The organism is Prosthecobacter fluviatilis, assembly GCF_042655725.1.
Lineage (GTDB): Bacteria > Verrucomicrobiota > Verrucomicrobiia > Verrucomicrobiales > Verrucomicrobiaceae > Prosthecobacter > Prosthecobacter fluviatilis.
The window spans coordinates 521,620-540,858 of the sequence record NZ_JBHSMQ010000003.1; the positions used below are offsets into that span (position 1 = coordinate 521,620).

Sequence of the window (19,239 nt, forward strand, 5' to 3'; positions counted from 1 at the left end):
TATGAACCGCATCTTTTTGCTGATCTTCCTCTGCCTGTGCTGCAGCCATGCGCGTGCCCAGTACGTGACGAATCTCACCCTTTTGAAGAACCAGTTTCTCACCGGCGAGCCGGTCGTGGCCGTCGTGAGCGTCACAAACCGTTCGGGGGGCGATGTGATCGTCGGCGGTCATGGTGCGCGTGACTGGCTGCAGTTTGAGATCACCCAGTCCACCGGGCAGCGGCTCGCCCCTGTCACGATTGGTTCTGAGGAAGCCATCACCCTGCCTGCGGGCGGCACGACAAAGCACACTGTGGAAATCTCCGGGGGCTACTCCACCGCCAGCCTGGGCACCTTCACCATCCTTGCCAACGTGCTGCATCCGCTTTCCGGCCAGTTCTTCATGTCGAACAAGGTGCGCATGACCATCACAGACTCCAAGCCAAACATGTTTGACCAGCCGTTCGGTGTGCCACAGGGGTTCCCCAACGCAGGGCGCCAGCGCCGCTACCAGGTAATTCTCTTCCGTGAGCTCGATGATCTGCAGCTTTACTGCCGCCTCACCGATGACCGCAGCGGAGCCTACATCGCCACGTTCCTGCTTGGTCCTGCCATGATGGCGGTGCAGCCGCAGATCAGCATCGACGTGCATAACAAGCTGCATGTCCTGTTTCTGGCCATGCCGCATGTGTTCTGCCACGTGGTCGTCAATCCGGACGGCAAGATCCACCAGCGCACCTATTACCGTGACCCGGAAGGCAACCGCCCCTCGCTGGTCATGACCAACAGCGGGGCAGCCGTGATCGGGGGACAGTCTTTTGACCCCGGCGCACCGCCTCCGGCAAAGAAAGCCATCCGCAAAGCCTCCGAACGCCCGAGCGTGATGGGCACGCTGCCAAAAGCGAAAAAATAGCGTTAGGGTCATGCACTGGAAGGGCGTTATGCATGTTCATGCATTTTCGCTTCCCGCTCTGCCTGGCTCTTTTCCTCTCGCTGAACTTTCTGCGGGCCGCCGACCCCAAGCAGGAGGCTAAGCCGAACGCCGTCGCCAGCGGCCCCAAGTCGAAGGCCCTCAAACCGGAGACACCTGTGGGCTTTACGCTGAAGACGCTGGAGGTGGCGAAGTACCCGGAGCACACCGTGGAGCTGTATGTCTATGTGCCGGACGCCCAAGGCACCTGGCCCTGCATCCTCGACATCCACGGCGGCGGCTGGAAGGCACGCCAGGTGGAGGCCGACAAGCCGATGATGGAGCGCCTGGCACAGCGGGGCTTTGTCACCGCACTGGTCAGCTACCGCCTCTCCACCCAGGCCAGGTACCCTGCCGCACTGCATGACTGCAAGGCAGCCCTGCGCTGCCTGCGGGCACACGCCAAAGAACTGAAGATCGATCCCGAGCGCATCGGCTGCATGGGCGGCTCCGCTGGCGGGCATCTCTCCGGCCTGACGGCGATGACGACCGGGTTGGCGGAGTTTGAAGGCGAAGGCCCCTTCAAGGACCAGTCCAGCGCGGTGAAGGCCTGCATCGTCATGGCGGCCACGCAGAACCTGGTGGACTCGAACTACTTCCAGAAGAACGAGAGCGCGATCCTCTTCTTTGGCGGTAATGCGCTGGAGAAACCGGAGGTGTACAAGGAGGCATCTCCCATCAATCACGTGCGCGCCGGTGTGCCACCTACGATCTACATCGAAGGTGAAAAGGACACGCTCAAAGTGGGCCGCGCGGAGATGATGGAAAAGCTCAAGGCCTTGGGCATCGAGACCGCCGTGCACACGCTCAAGGATGCACCTCACCCCTTCTGGATGAAAGATCCGTGGTGTGCAGAGACGGTGGACATCGCCACGGCCTTCTTCAAAAAGCACCTGGGCGAGCCGGCGCTGAAGTAAGCGTTGGAGCTTACTTCCCCACCTTCGGCAGCGCCTGCACCAGGAGGCTGTAGAACTCGTTTTCCTCCGGCGTCTCGCCGTCACCTTTGAGGATGTTTTTCACCACACCGAGAGCCTCTTTCTGCGCGCTCTTGGTGGTGAAGGCCTGGGCGCGTTCATTGATGTAGTCAAACATCGAGTCGTCGCTCTCGGCCATCTCACGGGCACGGGCGAAGGATTCGTCGATGAAAAGGCTCTTGGGGTACTCGGAGTCCCAGCCTTCGGCGATGAAGGCGGACTCCAGCAGGCGCTCCTCGGTCAGCGAGATGTGGGCGTCCGCGTAGATGGACAGGGTCAGCAGATCAAACAGGGCTTCGCGTTGGGGTTGGGTCATGGTGTTTTAATTTTGGCAAGCATGCGGCAGCGGATCAAGCACACACTTCTTCACACAGAAATCTTCATCGTCTGAAAGGCCTCGGCCTGCGTGCCTGCATGCACGGCTGCCTCCACCTGCGCGCCATTGACGGTCACGACGGCATAGCCCGCTGTGTCTGCGTAATCAAAGGCGGTGACGACCTTGCGCTCGGCGGCATAGATGTCCCGGCGTGCCTGTGCGGTCTCGGGTGCGTGCTTGGGCTCCAGGTTCACCTGATCTCCGGTGTAGGAGTCCATGCCATGCAGCACATCCTTCGGCTTTTGGTTCAAGGCGGACACCACGCTGCTGACGGCGAGCTGCGTGAAGCTATGGCCCCCGGCCATGCGGGTGAGCGCGCTGTATTTGTGCAGGTGCCCGCCCAGCACCATGGCCTCCTGACGGCCCAGCACCTCCAGCAGTTTCTCGCGCTGCGCCTTGAGCTTTTCCCCGGCATAGAGATGCCATGAAGCACGCGCGCCATAGGGCACCACGGGCGGATGGATGATCACAAAGAAATGCCGTGCCGTGCGCCGGGCTGCCACGGCCTCCAGCCACTCCAGGCTGGCTTTGTCGTAGGCGTCAAAGAAGGCGAACTGCGCCTCGCCGCAGGTCATCGTGTGGCTGGCCTGGGTGCGTGCGGCGGCGGCATCCACCTTGTGCGTCTCCTGCTCCATGAAAGGGCGCAGCACTTCATCGAAGGCCTCCACCGCGCCGTCGCCGGTCACATCGTGGTTCCCTTTGGTGAAAACAAACGGCACGCCGAGCTGCTGCTGCGCCACAAAGGCCAGCGCCTCGCGGTTCTGCCGCACGGAGAGCTCCGTACTTCCGCACAGGCCCTCCACCAGATCTCCCACCTGCAGCACAAAGGCAGGCGGTGCGGCGCTGTCCTTCAGCGCGGCGATGCGTTGCTTCACCGCAGCAAACAGACCCGGCATCGTCTCGGTGGTGAGGCGGGAGTAGTTTTTGATCTGGCTCAGATCGCCTGCGTGATGCTCGTCCAGCCATTTCAGGTCATGATGGGAAAGGCTGTCGTAGTGCAGATCTCCCAGGAGGATGAAGGAAAACGGGCTCGCAGCCTGCGCGGCGGGCAAAAGGGAGGCCGGCAGGGCAGCGGCGCTGCAGGTCTGCAAAAATCGGCGGCGGATGGTCATGCCCCATCAAACGCGGCCACGGCCTTTCGTCCTGCTGAAATCGTCATTCGTCATTGCTCCATCTTGACCTCCCGTCCAACCTCTCGACTCCTTGCCACCGCCCATGTCTGACGCCAGCACCACTCCCATGATGAAGCAGTACCTCGCCATCCGGCGCGAGCTGCCAGAGGATGTGCTGCTCTTCTTCCGCCTGGGGGACTTTTACGAGCTCTTCTTTGAGGACGCCAAGACCGCCTCCCCCATCCTCAACGTCGCCCTGACCAAGCGCAACGGCGTGCCGATGTGCGGCGTGCCGCATCATTCGTCACAAGGCTACATCGCCAAGCTCATCAAGGCGGGCAAGCGCGTGGCCATCGCCGAGCAGACCACCGATCCCGTGCCCGGAAAGATCGTGGAGCGTGCCGTCTCGCAGATCCTCAGCGCAGGCACGATCAACGACCTGAACCTGCTCGACTCAAATCGTGCGAACTACCTCGCCGCCGTGTTTCGCGAGGGGAAAAAACTCGGCCTCGCCTATGTGGACCACACCACGGGTGAGTTTGAAGTGGCCGAGTTCAAGGACACCACGGAGCTTGTCGATGAACTGGAGCGCCTGCAGGCCAGCGAGCTTCTCTACAGCGAGGACCAGCGTGAACTCATCGACGCTCTCGGCAGCCCGGCCTGCGCGCAATCCGTGGAAGGTTATCTTTTCCTCTTGGATCAGGCACAGCACAGCCTCACGCAGCATTTCAAAGTGCAGTCTCTGGATGGCTTCGGCTGCCAGGGACTCAGCGCCGCCATCTGCGCTGCAGGCTGCATCCTGCAATACCTGCAGTTTCAGCTACGCCGCAGTGTGGAGCACATCCAGCGCATGCGCCATGCGCAGACGAGCGATGTGGTGCTGATCGACGCCGCCAGCCAGAGCCATCTGGAACTGGTGACGGCACGCGGTGGCAGCTCGCACACGCTGCTCAGCGCACTGGACCGCACCTGCACGCCCATGGGCGCTCGCAAGCTCCGCCACTGGGTGCTGCATCCGCTGCGGGATCTCGATACCTTGACGCAGCGGCAGGACATGATCGCCGCGCTGCTGGATGAGTCCGTCATCTTCAGCCAGATCCGCACCCTGCTCAAAGAAGTGCGCGACCTCGAGCGCACCAGCTCCCGCCTCAGCCAGGGCAGCGGCAATGGCCGCGATCTCCTCATGCTGGCCTCTTCTCTCGAAGTCGTGCCCGCCCTGCGCACCGCGCTGGAGACCTTTGGCAGCCCCGGTTTCAACCTGCTGCTGGAGCGCCTGCACGACCTCACCGCCATCTCCCAGGAAATCCAGCGTGCCATTGCGGATGAGCCGCCGATGCAGATCAAGGAGGGCGGTGTCTTCCGCGAGGGCTGGCTGCCCGCACTGGATGAACTGCGCAATGCCTCCACCCTCGGCCGCCAGTGGATCGCCGACCTGCAAAACCGCGAGATCGAGCGCACCGGCATCAAGAGCCTCAAGATCAAATACAACGCCGTCTTCGGCTACTTCATCGAGATCACCAAGGCCAACGTGGGCAGCGTGCCGCCGGACTACCACCGCAAGCAGACGACGGTGAACGGCGAACGCTACATCACCGATGAGCTCAAGCGCATGGAAGACAAGATCCTCGGCAGCGAGGAGCGCAGCAAGGCGCTGGAGTACGAGGAGTTCCTCGCGCTGCGCGGCCGTGTGCTGGAGCATCTGGCACACATTCAGGAAACCGCCGAGACCATCGCCATTCTCGATGCGCTGGGCTCGCTTGCTGAAACCGCGCGCCTCTTCAACTACACCCGCCCCGTCCTCAACGAGACGCGCAACCTCTTCATCCGCGAAGGCCGCCACCCGGTGCTGGACCAGAACCTCACCAGCGGCGAGCGCTTCGTGCCGAATGACATCACGCTTGAGCCCGAGGAGAGCCGCCTCATCCTCATCACCGGGCCAAACATGGCCGGTAAGAGCACCTACCTGCGCATGACGGCGCTGCTCACGCTCATGGCGCAAATCGGCAGCTATCTGCCAGTGCACAGCGCCGAGGTGGGCCTGGTGGACCGCATCTTCACCCGCATCGGCGCCAGCGACGACATCGCACGCGGGCAGAGCACCTTCATGGTGGAGATGAACGAGACCGCGCTCATCCTCAACAACGCCACCGAGCGCAGCCTCGTCATCCTCGACGAGATCGGCCGCGGCACCTCCACCTTCGACGGCCTCAGCATCGCCTGGAGCGTGGCCGAGCATCTGCACGACAAAGTGGGCGCCCGCACCCTCTTTGCCACCCACTACCACGAGATCACCGCCCTGGCCCAAAGCCGCAGCGCCGTAAAGAACTACAACGTGGCCGTCAAAGAGTGGAACCACCAGATCATCTTCCTCCACAAGATCCTCCCCGGCTCCGCCGAAAAAAGCTACGGCATCCAGGTGGCGAGACTCGCGGGGCTGCCGGAGAATGTCATCGACCGCGCCAAGGAGGTGCTGCAGCAGCTTGAGGCGGGGCATCAGCCTGCGGAGAGCGTGAAGGAAGTCCCCGTCGCCACCAGCGTGCCTGCCAAGACGAGGAAGAAGGTAGTGAGTGATGAGGACAAGGGGCAGATGGTGTTGTTTGGGTAGTAGGATGCCATTTCTGGCTTTTTGACCATGAGCACAGAATCCATAACCTATCTCTACGATGTCATCACAGACGTCGCATCTCCGCTGCCACCGTGCAAATTGGAGGCTCCTGGCGGGGAGCTCCTGCGCTTAATAGTCAAAGGAGAAGTCACGGACTGCGACTGGCAGAAACTGGCCGAGTGCGCAGCCAGGTATAAAAATGTAACTATAGTCTACAGCGTGAGGCAGGGCGTAAGACTGGACCTCTGCTTCTTGAAATTTTTCTCCAACATCCATGAAGTATGTCTACACAGTCATTGGTATGCGAAAGCAACGGGCTTGGAAGAACTGGACCACCTCCCAGACGATCTGGAAAAGCTGACCCTGAGCGTGAACAACTCTAAGCTCAGCCTTGGCCTGGTCAAACGGCTGAAGAATCTCAAAGATCTTCAGGTGACGGGCACGCTGGCCGATATGGAGGTGCTGGCCGGGCTGGGCAAACTGGAGAGCCTGCTGCTGAACACGAGTACCTTGCCAGATATCGCCATTCTTGGCAGCCTCAAAGGCCTGAAAAAAATCAGCGTCTACCACGGAAGCAACTCGGACCTTAGCGTGCTGGGAGGGCTGCCAAGGCTTGAAGATGTCTTTTTGTGGCGGATTCGCGGTTTGTCGAGTCTCGACTGGCTGGCGGAACTGGTGCCGCTTCAGCAATTGGAGATAGGAGGGCAGATTCAGGTCAGGGACATTCCACCACTCAAAAAACAAACCAAACTTCGCCGGGTTCGGATGGATCAGATGAAGGGGCTTACATCGCTCTCTTGGCTGGCAGCGGCAAGCGGGCTGGCTGAAGTGCATCTTTCGGCCATGGATCAGCTGACTGTGGACGATTATCGCTGTCTAGTCGGCCATCCCGCGCTCCAGCGTCTCACTTCAGGATTCAAATCAAGGAAAAAGAAGTTGGCCGTTGCCGAGATGACGGAACTTCCAGACGTCACCTACCCGCAACTAAATTTGAGAGAATTCTGAGTTACGTGGATGAGGCATTCACCAGACTGCTTGCCAGAAGTGGTTGAACATCTCGCACTTGATCTCTTTACATTGGCAAGTGCTGAAGCGGGAGAGTCTGGGCAGGGCATGGAGCGGAAACCCCCAGCAACATTGCTGCCGCCGCTCCGTTTAACTGCCCCACCACCATGCGTACGCTTCTCCTTCCTTTCCTCCTCTCGTCACTCGCCTTCGCGGATACACCCAAACTTCCTGGCATTGGCGAGGCGATGCAGAAGATGATCGCCAAGGGTGAGGTGGCGGGGGCGGTGACGGTGGTGGCGAAGAAGGATGGGGTGCTGCACCTGGAAGCGAACGGCATGGCGGACATCGAAAAGCAGAAGGCCATGAGCGTGGACTCGATGGGCTGGATCGCCTCGATGACCAAGCCGATCACGGGCACGGCGATCATGATGCTGCAGGATGAGGGGAAGCTGAACATCGCGGACCCGGTGGCGAAGTATCTGCCGGAATTTGCCGCGCTGAAGACGCCTTCGGGCAAGTCGGCGAATCTCACCATCACGCAAATTCTGACGCACACCTCGGGCCTCGGTGAGGCGAAGGGGCCGAAGGCAGACGAAGCGCACACGCTGGCGGATCTGGTGCCCATCTGGCTGGCGACGCCGATGCAGTTTGAGCCCGGCGAAAAATGGCAGTACTGCCAGTCCGGCATCAATGCCGCATCACGCATCGTGGAGGTGATCAGCGGGATGACGTTCGACGAGTTTTTGCAGAAGCGCCTGTTTGATCCGCTCGGCATGAAGAACACCACCTTTTATCCCACGGATGCGCAGTGGAGCACCGTTGCCACCGGCTACGCGAAGAACAAGGAAACCGGCAAGCTGGAGGCCGTGCCGCCACGTGCCGACTTCGGCAAACGCGGCCGCCCGCCGCAGGGCAATGGCGGCCTGTATTCCTGCGCGAAAGATTACACCCGCTTCTGCCGGATGCTTCTCAATGGCGGCACGCTGGAGGGCAAACGCATCCTGAGCCCCGAGGCGGTGAAGATTCTCTCATCGGTGCACACGGGCGATCTGCCCTGCGGCTTCTTCCAGAAGCCCGAGTTTGGCAGCCACGGCAAAAACTACGGCTGGGGCATCGGCACCTGCGTGCTGAAGGAACCGCATGAAGGCCTGGCCACCATGCTTTCTCCCGGCACCTTCGGCCACGGCGGCGCCTGGGGCACGCAGGCCTGGATCGACCCGAAGAAGGAGGTGATCTACGTACTGATCGTGCAACGCGCCAACTTCCCCAACAGCGACGCCAGCCCCGTGCGCGAGGCGTTTCAAAACGCGGCGGCGAAGGCGCTGGGAAAGTGAAGAAGACTCATCACCTCTAAGATGCTGAGTTCAATGGTCAGCTCTCTTCAAACAGTCCTTGCGCATGACGTTTAAAATCCATCGCGTCATGCAGCACACGGGCGATCTCCACTTGGTCGTTCTTCACGCGGAACAGGATGGCATGCCTGCCAGCCAGGCAAACACGACAGTCTGGATGAAGCTCGGGACGACGACGCCAGCGGGCCGGGTCGGCGGCGATGTTCTCAAAGGTCTCCCATAGCATGGCCAGATAACGGGTCTGCCTGCTCAGCATCCCAAGCGCGAATGGTATAGTCATCGATGGCCTCAAGGTCTCCGATGGCTGCGTGGGCCAGACGGAAGATCATGCAGCCTGCCTGCGGCTGCGAAAGTGGTTCATAAAGGCTTCACGATCCATTTCAAGGGAGTCTCCTTGATCCAGTTGGTCAAAGCCCACCGCAGCCTCCTGGCGCAGGATCTCAAGCGCTGTTTCACGCGAATCCATCTGCCGCAGTGCCTCGCGTACAACATCTCCCGCATCCTCATACTTCCCTGTGGCCAGCTTCCTGGCTAGAAGAGCATCCAAAGCCGGTGGTAGGGTGATGGTCATGGTGGCAAAGTTAACATCTGGCTTCCGAGATGCAACCGGGTCCAGAGCCCCCGGCACATGCCCCGCTACCGCCGCTGCAGCGACTTCTCCACCAGCCCCTCGTAGATCTTGCGGCGCTCGTCCAGCCCCAGCCCTTGGTTGCGGTAGTTGAACATCTGGCGGTTGATGTCTTCCCGCTGGGAGGTGCTGAGTCGGGAGAGCTTGGCGACCATCTCAGGGGGCGGGGCTTTGGGGTAGCCGTCGGATGAGAAGCCCTCCTTGTAGTTTACGGCGGCGGATTTGGCCTCGTTCATCTGAGCGGAGCTGATGGCCGGAGCGCTGCCGCCACCCGAACTGCTGCCTGCCTTTGACTTCGCGGGCCGAGGCGGAGGCTTCTGATAACGCACGGAGATGACCTCGCCGCCGGGGATCTGGATTTTGGCGGACCATGTCTGCATCTCCTCGCTGCGACCGCCCACACCGACGAGCTGCCAGCCCTGATAGTTGGGCGTTTTGGAGACGACGTGAGACTCGAAGGTCTTGGTGTCGAGCAGCGTGGCATAGACATCCTGCTGAAACTGCGCGACGCCGGTGAGGATGAGCGAGTCCGAAACACCCAGGGAGCGGGTGAAGGGGGAATTGGTCACGAGGGCGTCAAAGTCCTCCATGTGCACCGCACGCGGGATGGCGCCATCGTCTTCCGCCTGCTGCGCCTGGGGCATGGCCTCTGCGGCGGGCAGCCTGGCGGCGGCGAGGCAGCAACCCAGCATGAGGAGCGGGAGTACCGCACACAGCCGCCGGGGGGCATGCGCGTTTTTCTCCTGGAGCAGACGACTCATGGGGGGAAGTACGGCGGGGACGCGGAGGAACGATCATCCAGGTAGCCGAAAATCTGACACTCCCCCTGACATGGGCTTCGCCGCCAGCGTGGCATGCCTGCCAAAGGCGAAACTTCTCATGCAAGGAATCCGGCGCCCGCTAGTTTAGCAAACACGCCATCAACCGACACCTCCCCATGCCTACACGCCGCCACTTTCTGCACACCGCCCTCGGCTTTGCCGCTCTGCCACAGCTCACGCATGCGGCCTCTCCCGGCGGGGTCAGCCTGGGTTTCAGCCTGTATGGCATGAAGACGCTGACGCTGGCAGACGCGCTCAAAACGTGTGCGGAGATCGGCTACTCCAATGTGGAACTGGCCTTGAATGCCGGCTTTCCCACCGAGCCCAAGGTCTTCACTCCTGAAGCGCGCAAGGAGGCCGTGCAGCAGCTCTCCGCCCTCAAGCTGGAACTGCCCTGCCTCATGGTAAACATCAGCCTCACCGCCGATGACACGGCCCACGCGCTGGCCCTGCAAACCATCCGCGATGCCGCACAGGTCGCGCGCGACATGAATGCCGCCAAGCCTCCCATCATCGAAACTGTCTGCGGTGGCAAGCCGGCGACGTGGGAACAGCAGAAGGCCGGCATGGTGGAGCGGCTGCACTCCTGGGCTGAAGTGGCGGAAAAGGAGAAGGCCACCATCGCCATCAAGGCGCATGTGGGCAGCGCGGTGAACTCCCCCGAACGCCTGCTCTGGCTGCTGGAGCAGGTCAAGTCCCCCGCCATCCAGGTGACGTATGACTACAGCCACTTTGAGCTGCAGGGCATCGACATGGAGGAAAGCATGAAGCTGCTGCTGCCGCGCACCCAGTTCATCCACGTGAAAGACGCGAGCGGAGACGCTGCCAAGTTTCAGTTCCTCCTGCCCGGAGAAGGAAAAACCGACTACGTGAAGTATTTCACCGCCCTCAAGCAGCACGGCTACCACGGCCCCGTGGTGGTGGAGGTTAGCGGGCAGATCTTCAGCAAGCCCGGCTATGATCCGGTGGCCGCGGCGAAGAAATGCCACGTGGCGCTGGCAGGTGCGCTGGCGAAGGTGGTGTAATCCTTGCCCCTTCTTTTTGGATCCGCGCTTTCCTTTGTCAACCTGCCCACTTTTAATTCGACCCCATGACCCGAAGCTCCTTCCTCAAATCCACCGTGGCCGCCAGCGGCCTTGCCAGTGCTGTTCAAACCCTGGCCGCCGCCGATGCTCCAGCCGGTGCCGCACGCGAGTATTTTGAAATCCGCAAATACACCCTGAAAAGCACGGAGAAGCAGGCCGTGCTGGAGGCCTACCTGAAGGACGCCGCCATCCCTGCGCTGAACCGCCTGGGTGTGAAAAACGTGGGCGTGTTTCTGCCAGAAAAACAGGAGGGCTCCCCCGTGATGTATGTGGTGCTGCGCTACAGCTCGCTGGATCAGATGGCAAAAACGGTGGAGCTGCTTTCAGACACCGCGCTGCAGCAGCAGGGCGCGGCCCACCTCAATGCTCCGGCCACGGATGTGGTCTTTGACCGTGTGGAAAGCTGGCTGACGCAGGGCATCTCCGGCATGCCTGCCATGGAGCTGGCCGCCAAGGGCAGTCAGGTGTACCAACTCCGCATCTACGAGAGCCCGACGGAGAAAACGGCGAAGAAGAAGATCGAGATGTTCAACATCGGCGAGCTGGAGATCTTCAAGCGCAGCGGCCTGAACGCCGTCTTCTTTGGCGAGACCATCATCGGCCCGCTCATGCCCAACCTGACCTACATGCTGAGCTTCAGCGATGCCGCCGCCAAGGACAAGGCCTGGGGCACCTTCCGGGTGGACCCAGACTGGACCAAGCTCAAGACCACGCCGGGCTTTACGGACAAGGAGATCGTCTCCCGCATCACCAACATCGTGCTGGTGCCTGCGCCCTATTCGCAGATCTGAAGAGCCGGAAGACCGCTCCCGGCTCTTCGAGTTTTCACGGCTAGGATTTCTTCGCCTTTGCCAGCACGCTTTCCAGCGTTTTGGCAAAGTCTTCGGTGGAAACGCCGCCGACCTGTTTGCCGATTTCTTTTCCGGCAGCATTGAGAAACTCAATGTGCGGAATGCCATTGACGCCGTATTTGCTGGCGACGCCTTCATTGCGAGGATCGTCGATGTCGAGGTAGGCCCAGACGAATTTGTCGTGAAAGGCCTTCACCTCGGCGCTGGGATAGACGTCATGTTTCATGGCCTGGCAGGGCGGACACCAGGCGGCGGAAAAAATCAGCACGACCGGCTTGCCAGATGCTTTCGCGGCGCTCATGGCGCCGGTGCTGCTGTCTTGAAAGGGCGGGCTTCCTTTCGGAAAATCGCTGGCCAGGGCGAGGCTCGTGACGGCGGCGAGAACTAGGAGGATGGTTTTTTTCATGCGTGTTTGGGGGGGTAACAGAGGTACGATTTCTGAGATGTGCCGGCAGCGATTTTTATTCCCAGAATCTGGGTGCTGCGAAAAAATCGCCCGTTGTTTCCAGGAGCCCGCATACCCTTCATGGACACCCGATGGGCATTGACTTGCCATCAGAGCGACCTAAGCGGTGCGCCATGAGCAGCTTCCGACTTCCGGCACTTCTGGCCTGCGCCTCACTGTCACTCGCTTTTTCGCCTCACCCGGCCACGGCCAATGAGGCGTTTTTTTCGAAAGATGGCAGCACGGTGACGATGGGGCTGGGAGGCAGAGGTCGCACCGGACTGGTGCAGGTGGACGTTGCCACCGGAAAGATCACACAGGCCCCGCTACCGGCGGAGCTGAAGGATGAGAGCATCGAAAGCGTCGCCGCGGGCAGCGACGGTGAAACGCTGTTTCTTGCCAAAGAGGGCGTGTGGGTATGGACGCCCGGTGCCGCCACGCCAGTCAGGCGCGTCTGCACCACCGCACCCGTGGTGGGAGCCACGGACCTTTTTGTGGCCACCGCTCCCGGAACGCCGCTGAAGGACTGCCTTTTTGTCTGCGGCAATGAAACGGCTGACGCGACGAGCATGGGGACTTTCTACGGCCGAAAACCAGGCGGCAAGCACGCCTTTCTGCCCATCTTCTGCCGGCGCGTGAGCGATGCCACAGGCGGTGCATTTTCGAGCGACGGCCGTTTGTTTTTCATCACCCAGGGAGATGTGTGGGAGGGCGGCATCGAGATGAATGATGACGCAGGCATGGAGCGGCTGGGAACGCTGGTCGGGGCACGCATCGCCCCGCTGGGCATCCTGAACACAGACGAGGCGAATGGCGGCAGCCTGTGGGTGGAGCATGTGGCCCCCGCAGGAAAGTGGATCTACGCCCAGCTGCGCGGACGCCACATGGCGGCGATCATGCGCCTGCCCATGCCTGCCAGGCCTCTCTATGCCCCGACGTCCGAGGATTCCCCCAGTTTGAAAGATCAGATCGATGCCATGTCCCGGTCGCTGAACCAGACAGAAGTGATCGCCGAGGACATGGAATTTGCCGCGGGCTTTTGCGCCACCGAGGTGCGTGGCAGGCCACGGGTGTTTTATTACGGTGATGCGGATGAAGACAAAGGCCTTGGCATGATGCTGTGGGAAGGCGCAGGCAAGCCACGTCTGATCGGCCATCTGCCCCAGGAATAGCCTTCAGCAGGCGATCAGATCCTTTGCAGAGCGGCCCGCTTATCAGTGCATGCCATGCCGACCGCCGTGGTGACGTCCGCTGCCGGAGTGGCCGCCCCCAGCCACCCCTGATGAAGCACCGCCAAAGCCACCGTGTGAGACACCGCCTGAGGGGTGGCCACCGGGGTGGGAGCTGCCGCCGAAACCGCCCGCCGAAGCTCCGCCATGCCCACCACCAAAGCCACCACCAAAGCCACCGCCGGAGTGATGCGTCGTGCCGCCGCCAAATCCGCCACCAAAGCTCCCGGCACTGCCGCCTGAAGAATGTGCAGCGCCACCGGAATGATGGGAGCTGCCGCCCAACGAAAACGGAGAGCCGGAAAAACCTCCGCCCGGGCGGCTGGTGGAGTGGTGCTGGTGATGGACAGAGGAGCCAGGTGAAGAGTAGCCGTGGCTGGAGTGCTGTGATGGAGCGCCAAAGAATGAAGCAAAGCTCGGCGAGGAGTAAGAGCGGTGTGAATAGCCGGAGGAGGGCCGTGAGGTGTAGCTGTTAAAGCTGCTGTAGGTCATGACCGGCCGCGAGCCGTAGCCGCCGCCATAGTAGCCGGACGGGGACGAATAACCGGAACCGTAGCCATAACCGGAAACGTAAGGGCCGTCGACACAGGAGGAGAGCGAAGCAGCGGCAGTCAGAGAGGCGAGCCAAAGAAGCGATGTGGTTTTCATGTTCCCCACTTCGGACGCATAGGCCCCGGGCTTATTCATTCGATTGTGGCATGCCGTGAGATGACTGCGCAGATGCAACATCACGAAAAACACTTCACCGCACCAGCTCGCCCGCCAGCGCAGTTGCTTCGGCTAGAAACGCCTCTGCCAGCGGTGAGAGGCGCCCTGTCCAGAGCGCGCCAAAGCACAGCATGGGGAAATCATCCAACGCGAGCACCCTCACGCTGGCCGGCAGCTCCATGCGCGGGTGGCGCAGCACCAATCCCGCACCGAAACCCTCCACAACGTAGCGCAGCACGAGATCGAAGCTTCCCACTTCGAGGCTGGGCAGCCATTCAAGACCACGCTGGCGCAAAGCGGACTGGAATGACCGCGACACCACATCTCTGGCCTCAAGGGTCACCAGCGGAAGGTCGATGCGGTCTTTTTCAAATATCTGCGCCGCCTTCGTGATGCCGCTTTTCTCCGGCACCAGCAGCGCCATTGGCAGCCGCAGCAGCTCGCGCGACTCGATGTTGGCGGTGGTTTTTTCCGTGAGCGTGCCAAACCCAATGTCCACCTCCTGCGCGGCCAGCAGGGTCTCGATCTCCTGCTGGCGCCCATGGGTGAGCGTGAAATGAAAGCCCTTCACGCGCCTTCGCATGCGCACGCACAGCTCGGGCAGGTAGTCACGCTGCACGACCTCCGCCGAGGCGATGCGCAGGCGGTTTTCGCCGCCGCCGCGCAGGCGGTCGGCCATTTCGCTGAGGCCGTCGAAAAAGGGTGCGATGAAATCATAGAGCGTCTGCCCCTCCCGTGAAAGCTGGAAGGGCCGCCGCTGGTACAGGGTGACTCCCAGCGCGTCCTCAAGCTGCAGAATCTGCGCACTGATGGCCGGCTGCTGGATGCCATAAGGCATGGCCCGTGCCGCCGCACTCACACCGCCATGGTGTGCCACATAATAAAAAAGTTCGAGGTGATGGACATTCATGCCGCCGACAAGGCTATACCGTTTGCCCATGATGCCACGTGGAAATATTCCTTTCTCGCGGATGCGCGGCTTACGCATCCATGCTCTTTTTTGGGCTTCGCCCCTCGGGCGTCACATTCATTTATGAAACCGCATCTGCTGCTGCTCGTCCTGTGCCTGTCCACGGCTGCCGGGAGCGCCGAAACCAGCGCCGAGCCCAAAATCGGTGATGTGGGTCCGGCCATTGATGTCTCACCGTGGTCGTTCCAGCGGCAGGTGCAGTTCAAGCAAGCCGGAGTGATCATGGTGGAGATCCCGCCGGAAGTCCTGGCTCGTGCGGCCAATGATCTGCACGACATGCGCGTGGTGCGCGACGGCCATCAGCTTCCCTTCATTGCCACCAAGCCTGGCGTGGAACGCGAGATGGAAGTCCCCATCGCGGAAGTGTCCGGCGCACAGGGACCCACATGGTCCGCATGGGAGCTGCAGATGCCGTATCCCAACTTTCCCGCCAGCGAGCTGCTGCTGGAGTCCCCCACGGCTGTATTTGCACGCACGCTCGTGGTCTCAGAGCAGCGTGAGACGGAGCAGGGGCGTTTTGAACGCATCCTGAGCCAGACAAACTGGCAGCGCCAAAGCGGCCAGCCCGCAGGCACTTTTCATCTGGGTCTTTTCTCGGCCCCACGTGCTGGCTCGATCCGTATTGCCACGGACAACGGCAGCAATCCGCGCCTGAAGATCACCTCCGCCCGCGTGGTGTATCCAGTCGTGCAGCTGCTTTTTCGTGTACCGGACACCACGCCAGTGCATCTCTGCTATGGCAACCAGGGCGCCCCCTACACGCGCCATGATCTCCAGTTCTCGCGTTTTGAATATGAGACCGCCTCCCAGGTCGCCGCGACGCTCGGCACCGAGGAGCGGCTGGCCGGTTCTGCCGTCGGCTCACGCCTAGCATCAGGCAGCAGCCCCTGGCTCTGGTCCGCGCTGGCACTGGCCGCAGGCGCACTGCTCTGGCTGGCGGCAAAGAAGCTGCCAAAAAGGAAGGCAGGAGGAGGATGAGAACGGGGGCTTTCCCTTGAAGCCCCTCCTTGCAACCCCCGCCTGCATGCGGACGTTATCCTTGTACCACCAACCATGAGCGAAACGTCTGCCCAGCCCCCCAAGTACACCAACGCCCTCGCCAAGGAGCGCTCTCCCTACCTGCTGCAGCATGCCCACAATCCGGTGAACTGGCTGCCCTGGGGCGAGGAGGCTTTTAAAAAAGCCAAGGCCGAGGACAAGCCCATCTTTCTCTCATCCGGCTACTCCACCTGCCACTGGTGCCATGTGATGGAGCGCGAGTCGTTTGAGAACGAGGAGACGGCCAAAATCATCAACGATCACTTCATCCCCATCAAAGTGGACCGCGAGGAGCGCCCGGACGTGGACCTGACCTACATGACCTATGTGCAGGCGGCGAGTGGGCACGGCGGCTGGCCAATGAATGTCTTCCTCACGCCCGAGCTGAAGCCCTTTTACGGCGGCACCTACTACCCGCCGGAAAATTCGCCGGGCCGCATCGGCTTCAAAAACCTGCTCAATGAGCTGCACAAGGTGTGGACGGAGGACCGCAAGGGCATCGACGAACGTGCCGCGCGCTCCGTGGACAAGCTGCAGGAGCATCTCGACAACGAGAACACCTCGCTGGCGGACATCAATCACGAGACGCTGGTGCAAAAGGCCTACGATGACCTCTCCGGCTCCTTCGATTATCATGAAGGCGGCTTTGGCAGCGCTCCCAAGTTTCCGCGCCCCACCACGCTGAACCTGCTCATGCGCGTGCACCGCATCCTGGCAGAGCGCAAAGACAATGACCGCCAGTCCGAGAGCGTATGGGCCATGGAGATGACGGTGAAAACGCTGCGCGGCATGGCCAATGGCGGCATGCGCGACCACATCGGCGGCGGCTTCCATCGCTACAGCGTGGACGGTTACTGGCACATCCCGCATTACGAAAAGATGCTCTACGACCAGGCGCAGCTGCTCAACGCCTACACCGAGGCCTGGCAGCTCACGCAGAACGCGCTGTTTGAAAACATCGTGCGCAGCACCGTGGACTATGTGAAGCGCGACCTGCGGCACCCGGAGGGTGGCTTCTTCTCCGCCGAAGACGCCGACAGCCTGGCCACCACCGATGCCGAGCACAAAACCGAGGGCGCCTTCTACGTGTGGAAGGCTGCCGAGATCGACGAGGTCCTCGGCAAGGAAGACGGCAACATCTTCCGCTATGCCTATGGCGCGCGCCGCGATGGGAATGCACGTCCAGAGAGCGATCCGCATGGCGAGCTCAAAGGCCTGAACACCCTCTACCGTGCCGTCTCCTTCAAGAAGACCGGGGAGTACTTCAAGAAGTCCCCGGAGGAGGTCAAAGTCATCATCGACCGGAGCATCGCCAAGCTCTATGAGGTCCGCGCCAAACGTCCGCGCCCGCATCTGGACGACAAAGTCATCGCCGCCTGGAACGGGCTCATGATCTCCGGCCTCGCCCGTGCCGGAGCCGCGTTTGCCGATGCGGGAATGATCAAACTGGCCGCCGGTGCCGCGCAGTTCCTGCACGACCAGCTCTGCACCACACCCGGCAAGGAGCTGCACCGCTCCTGGCGCGAAGGCGTGCGCGGTCCGCGCGCCTTTGCCATCGACTACGCCTGTCTCATTCACGGCCTCATTGATCTCTACCAGGCCTCCTTTGATGTGAAGTGGCTGCAATGGGCCGCTGCGCTGCAGACCGAGATGGACACCCACTTCCTCGACACGAAAGACGGCGGCTACTACAGCGTGCACACTGACATGCCAAACAGCGTGCTGCGCATCAAGGAAGATTACGACGGTGCCGAGCCTTCGCCGAACTCGCTGGCGGCGCTCAATCTGGTACGGCTGAGCGCGCTGCTGGCCAAGGATGAGTGGAAGAAGGAGGCGGAGAGGATTTTTGCGCTGTTTGGATCTACGCTGCAAAGCAGTCCGTCATCGGTGCCGGTGATGGCGATTGCTTTTGATCTGCACCACCGTGGCAAGCAGCAGATCGTGCTGGCGGGAGATGCGGGAAGCGCGGCGTTCAAAGAGCTGGCCGCGAACGTGCAGCGGCGGTTTTTGCCGACTGCGGTGATTCTCTGCGCCGATGGCGGGGCCGGGCAGCAGTGGCTCGGCACGCAGAATGAGGTGCTCGCGGGAATGAAGCCGGTGGATGGACAGGCTGCGGCGTATGTGTGCCGGGATTTTACGTGTCAGGCACCGGTGACGACGGCGGAGGGGCTGGAGAGGGTGCTGGGGAGATGATAAAATAATATCTGCTCACTCTTTTTCCTCATTAACCACTGCAAGCATTTGATAAATCTGCTCGCAGAAAGTTAAGATTTCACCATATCGCTGAAGAGTAACCAAAAAACCAGTATTAATCATGTCACTAAGGGCCACTGGCGGCATGAATTTTTGAAGCTCTGGAAAACGGGTTAGAACCAAGGTGCGTAAAGAATTATAGTCGTCTCCAAATGTTTGCGATGGAAATTGGCTGCGTTCTTCTGGAGAGAGCTTCGAAATTGCTTTGGTAAAGCCTAGCGTTTTAGAGATCAACAGTTGTACATCTAGTCCATCAGTATTCATGAGGCTTCTTTTTTGTAATGCTCAATTTCGTTTTCCAATAACCGTTCCAACTTGGTCTCATATCCCGCTATCCTTCGTTCTAATTTGGTCCGTAGCTTTGCTTCAGCAATTGTATCTCCCTCTCCTATTCGGTCCAAGATTCGTCGCTGAGCTTCGATGAGCAAGTTTAATGAATCTAACCGGCTTCTCGTCTCTGCGGCTCTCAACTGAGCAGTCAAAGCCTTGGCAGACTCCTGCTGCGCAATTCGAGAAAGCTCGATTTCCATGCGTTGCTCTTTCAATTCCTGATATTGAAGAACGATGGCGAAAATAACGCCGAGAAACGCCAACCCCGAGAAAAGGGCATTCACCGCACCGAACATGTCTCCGAATGTGCCGGGGTTGGATGACCCCCATGTGATTAAAAATCCGGATAAGGCCCATAATGCAACAATAATTACAATTCCCCAGATAGCCGCTCGTTTGAGCTGTTCTGCTGTAGGATGTTTTGGCTCAGAACTCATCAAATGGACTACAAACAGCTTTGGATCCTTGGCTAGAGGCAAATTCCACTTCGTAGCGCTTTCTTTTC

20 protein-coding genes are annotated in these 19,239 nt (G+C 60.7%); 10 read left to right on the forward strand and 10 right to left on the reverse strand.

Translation table 11 applies throughout. From position 1 onward, the window contains the following. Position 1: 1 nt before the first annotated feature. Both ACFQDI_RS10755 and ACFQDI_RS10760 read left to right on the forward strand, forming a co-directional pair. Positions 2–892: a hypothetical protein gene (locus ACFQDI_RS10755; RefSeq protein WP_377166321.1), complete on the forward strand. Its 891-nt coding sequence runs from the start codon at positions 2–4 to the stop codon at positions 890–892. Positions 893–930: 38 nt separating this feature from the next. Then, positions 931–1,866: an alpha/beta hydrolase fold domain-containing protein gene (locus ACFQDI_RS10760; RefSeq protein WP_377166323.1), complete on the forward strand. Its 936-nt coding sequence runs from the start codon at positions 931–933 to the stop codon at positions 1,864–1,866. A 10-nt stretch (positions 1,867–1,876) separates the two neighbouring features. Here ACFQDI_RS10760 and ACFQDI_RS10765 read toward each other — a convergent pair whose 3' ends face one another. Further along, the gene (locus ACFQDI_RS10765) at positions 1,877–2,239 is read right to left on the reverse strand and encodes a hypothetical protein (protein WP_377166325.1); all 363 of its coding nucleotides are present in this window, start codon (positions 2,237–2,239) and stop codon (positions 1,877–1,879) included. Between the two features lie 50 nt (positions 2,240–2,289). Further along, positions 2,290–3,411, reverse strand: coding sequence for a metallophosphoesterase family protein (locus ACFQDI_RS10770; protein ID WP_377166327.1), 1,122 nt, complete (start codon positions 3,409–3,411; stop codon positions 2,290–2,292). A 103-nt stretch (positions 3,412–3,514) separates the two neighbouring features. Here ACFQDI_RS10770 and mutS point away from each other — a divergent pair, with 103 nt between their 5' ends. From mutS to ACFQDI_RS10785, 3 genes are all read left to right on the forward strand, one after another. After that, complete coding sequence (mutS, locus tag ACFQDI_RS10775) at positions 3,515–6,016, forward strand: DNA mismatch repair protein MutS (protein WP_377166329.1); 2,502 nt, start codon at positions 3,515–3,517, stop codon at positions 6,014–6,016. A gap of 27 nt (positions 6,017–6,043) precedes the next feature. Further along, complete coding sequence (locus ACFQDI_RS10780; RefSeq protein ID WP_377166331.1) at positions 6,044–7,021, forward strand: leucine-rich repeat domain-containing protein; 978 nt, start codon at positions 6,044–6,046, stop codon at positions 7,019–7,021. A 167-nt stretch (positions 7,022–7,188) separates the two neighbouring features. After that, on the forward strand, positions 7,189–8,358 hold the full coding sequence (locus ACFQDI_RS10785; RefSeq protein WP_377166333.1) for a serine hydrolase domain-containing protein: 1,170 nt from the start codon (positions 7,189–7,191) through the stop codon (positions 8,356–8,358). 37 nt (positions 8,359–8,395) lie between these two features. Here the strand turns inward: ACFQDI_RS10785 and ACFQDI_RS10790 are convergent, their stop codons facing one another. The 3 genes from ACFQDI_RS10790 to ACFQDI_RS10800 all read right to left on the reverse strand — a co-directional run bounded on the left by ACFQDI_RS10790 (position 8,396) and on the right by ACFQDI_RS10800 (position 9,765). Then, positions 8,396–8,656 (reverse strand): type II toxin-antitoxin system RelE/ParE family toxin, encoded by a 261-nt coding sequence (locus tag ACFQDI_RS10790; protein ID WP_377166335.1) that lies wholly within the window; start codon positions 8,654–8,656, stop codon positions 8,396–8,398. Between the two features lie 45 nt (positions 8,657–8,701). After that, positions 8,702–8,947, reverse strand: coding sequence for a ribbon-helix-helix domain-containing protein (locus ACFQDI_RS10795; protein ID WP_377166337.1), 246 nt, complete (start codon positions 8,945–8,947; stop codon positions 8,702–8,704). 65 nt (positions 8,948–9,012) lie between these two features. Next, on the reverse strand, positions 9,013–9,765 hold the full coding sequence (locus ACFQDI_RS10800; protein WP_377166339.1) for a hypothetical protein: 753 nt from the start codon (positions 9,763–9,765) through the stop codon (positions 9,013–9,015). Positions 9,766–9,941: 176 nt separating this feature from the next. Between ACFQDI_RS10800 and ACFQDI_RS10805 the strand changes: the two genes are divergently transcribed. Next, positions 9,942–10,850 carry a sugar phosphate isomerase/epimerase family protein gene (locus ACFQDI_RS10805; RefSeq protein WP_377166341.1) on the forward strand — a complete coding sequence of 303 codons (909 nt, stop codon included), beginning with the start codon at positions 9,942–9,944 and terminating at the stop codon, positions 10,848–10,850. Positions 10,851–10,915: 65 nt separating this feature from the next. Further along, entirely contained in the window at positions 10,916–11,701 is a 786-nt protein-coding gene (locus ACFQDI_RS10810; protein WP_377166343.1) for an NIPSNAP family protein, read from the forward strand. A gap of 40 nt (positions 11,702–11,741) precedes the next feature. On the opposite strand, the gene ACFQDI_RS10815 is transcribed toward ACFQDI_RS10810, so the two are convergent. Further along, on the reverse strand, positions 11,742–12,167 hold the full coding sequence (locus ACFQDI_RS10815) for a thioredoxin family protein (RefSeq protein ID WP_377166345.1): 426 nt from the start codon (positions 12,165–12,167) through the stop codon (positions 11,742–11,744). 173 nt (positions 12,168–12,340) lie between these two features. On the opposite strand from ACFQDI_RS10815, the gene ACFQDI_RS10820 reads away from it, so the two are divergent. Continuing rightward, positions 12,341–13,378, forward strand: a complete 1,038-nt coding sequence (locus tag ACFQDI_RS10820) for a hypothetical protein (protein ID WP_377166347.1) — start codon at positions 12,341–12,343, stop codon at positions 13,376–13,378. A 42-nt stretch (positions 13,379–13,420) separates the two neighbouring features. Here ACFQDI_RS10820 and ACFQDI_RS10825 read toward each other — a convergent pair whose 3' ends face one another. Beyond that, the gene (locus ACFQDI_RS10825) at positions 13,421–14,083 is read right to left on the reverse strand and encodes a hypothetical protein (protein WP_377166349.1); all 663 of its coding nucleotides are present in this window, start codon (positions 14,081–14,083) and stop codon (positions 13,421–13,423) included. A gap of 94 nt (positions 14,084–14,177) precedes the next feature. Continuing rightward, complete coding sequence (locus ACFQDI_RS10830; protein ID WP_377166351.1) at positions 14,178–15,083, reverse strand: LysR family transcriptional regulator; 906 nt, start codon at positions 15,081–15,083, stop codon at positions 14,178–14,180. A gap of 93 nt (positions 15,084–15,176) precedes the next feature. On the opposite strand from ACFQDI_RS10830, the gene ACFQDI_RS10835 reads away from it, so the two are divergent. Both ACFQDI_RS10835 and ACFQDI_RS10840 read left to right on the forward strand, forming a co-directional pair. Next, the gene (locus tag ACFQDI_RS10835) at positions 15,177–16,091 is read left to right on the forward strand and encodes a hypothetical protein (RefSeq protein WP_377166353.1); all 915 of its coding nucleotides are present in this window, start codon (positions 15,177–15,179) and stop codon (positions 16,089–16,091) included. A gap of 75 nt (positions 16,092–16,166) precedes the next feature. Continuing rightward, a complete protein-coding gene (locus ACFQDI_RS10840) occupies positions 16,167–18,344 on the forward strand; it encodes a thioredoxin domain-containing protein (protein WP_377166355.1) in 2,178 nt (725 codons plus the stop codon). Positions 18,345–18,359: 15 nt separating this feature from the next. Here ACFQDI_RS10840 and ACFQDI_RS10845 read toward each other — a convergent pair whose 3' ends face one another. Both ACFQDI_RS10845 and ACFQDI_RS10850 read right to left on the reverse strand, forming a co-directional pair. Continuing rightward, positions 18,360–18,668 carry a hypothetical protein gene (locus ACFQDI_RS10845; protein ID WP_377166357.1) on the reverse strand — a complete coding sequence of 103 codons (309 nt, stop codon included), beginning with the start codon at positions 18,666–18,668 and terminating at the stop codon, positions 18,360–18,362. Next, on the reverse strand, positions 18,665–19,171 hold the full coding sequence (locus ACFQDI_RS10850; RefSeq protein WP_377166359.1) for a hypothetical protein: 507 nt from the start codon (positions 19,169–19,171) through the stop codon (positions 18,665–18,667). Before ACFQDI_RS10850 ends, ACFQDI_RS10845 begins: the two co-directional genes overlap by 4 nt. Between the last annotated feature and the right edge of the window lie 68 nt (positions 19,172–19,239).

Excerpts from the sequence above, each read along its gene's own strand:
- ACFQDI_RS10755 (WP_377166321.1), top strand. The coding sequence starts at position 2 with ATGAACCGCATCTTTTTGCTGATCTTCCTCTGCCTGTGCTGCAGCCAT.
- ACFQDI_RS10760 (WP_377166323.1), top strand. The coding sequence starts at position 931 with ATGCATTTTCGCTTCCCGCTCTGCCTGGCTCTTTTCCTCTCGCTGAAC.
- ACFQDI_RS10765 (WP_377166325.1), bottom strand. The coding sequence starts at position 2,239 with ATGACCCAACCCCAACGCGAAGCCCTGTTTGATCTGCTGACCCTGTCC.
- ACFQDI_RS10770 (WP_377166327.1), bottom strand. The coding sequence starts at position 3,411 with ATGACCATCCGCCGCCGATTTTTGCAGACCTGCAGCGCCGCTGCCCTG.
- mutS (WP_377166329.1), top strand. The coding sequence starts at position 3,515 with ATGTCTGACGCCAGCACCACTCCCATGATGAAGCAGTACCTCGCCATC.
- ACFQDI_RS10780 (WP_377166331.1), top strand. The coding sequence starts at position 6,044 with ATGAGCACAGAATCCATAACCTATCTCTACGATGTCATCACAGACGTC.
- ACFQDI_RS10785 (WP_377166333.1), top strand. The coding sequence starts at position 7,189 with ATGCGTACGCTTCTCCTTCCTTTCCTCCTCTCGTCACTCGCCTTCGCG.
- ACFQDI_RS10790 (WP_377166335.1), bottom strand. The coding sequence starts at position 8,656 with ATGACTATACCATTCGCGCTTGGGATGCTGAGCAGGCAGACCCGTTAT.
- ACFQDI_RS10795 (WP_377166337.1), bottom strand. The coding sequence starts at position 8,947 with ATGACCATCACCCTACCACCGGCTTTGGATGCTCTTCTAGCCAGGAAG.
- ACFQDI_RS10800 (WP_377166339.1), bottom strand. The coding sequence starts at position 9,765 with ATGAGTCGTCTGCTCCAGGAGAAAAACGCGCATGCCCCCCGGCGGCTG.
- ACFQDI_RS10805 (WP_377166341.1), top strand. The coding sequence starts at position 9,942 with ATGCCTACACGCCGCCACTTTCTGCACACCGCCCTCGGCTTTGCCGCT.
- ACFQDI_RS10810 (WP_377166343.1), top strand. The coding sequence starts at position 10,916 with ATGACCCGAAGCTCCTTCCTCAAATCCACCGTGGCCGCCAGCGGCCTT.
- ACFQDI_RS10815 (WP_377166345.1), bottom strand. The coding sequence starts at position 12,167 with ATGAAAAAAACCATCCTCCTAGTTCTCGCCGCCGTCACGAGCCTCGCC.
- ACFQDI_RS10820 (WP_377166347.1), top strand. The coding sequence starts at position 12,341 with ATGAGCAGCTTCCGACTTCCGGCACTTCTGGCCTGCGCCTCACTGTCA.
- ACFQDI_RS10825 (WP_377166349.1), bottom strand. The coding sequence starts at position 14,083 with ATGAAAACCACATCGCTTCTTTGGCTCGCCTCTCTGACTGCCGCTGCT.
- ACFQDI_RS10830 (WP_377166351.1), bottom strand. The coding sequence starts at position 15,083 with ATGGGCAAACGGTATAGCCTTGTCGGCGGCATGAATGTCCATCACCTC.
- ACFQDI_RS10835 (WP_377166353.1), top strand. The coding sequence starts at position 15,177 with ATGAAACCGCATCTGCTGCTGCTCGTCCTGTGCCTGTCCACGGCTGCC.
- ACFQDI_RS10840 (WP_377166355.1), top strand. The coding sequence starts at position 16,167 with ATGAGCGAAACGTCTGCCCAGCCCCCCAAGTACACCAACGCCCTCGCC.
- ACFQDI_RS10845 (WP_377166357.1), bottom strand. The coding sequence starts at position 18,668 with ATGAATACTGATGGACTAGATGTACAACTGTTGATCTCTAAAACGCTA.
- ACFQDI_RS10850 (WP_377166359.1), bottom strand. The coding sequence starts at position 19,171 with ATGAGTTCTGAGCCAAAACATCCTACAGCAGAACAGCTCAAACGAGCG.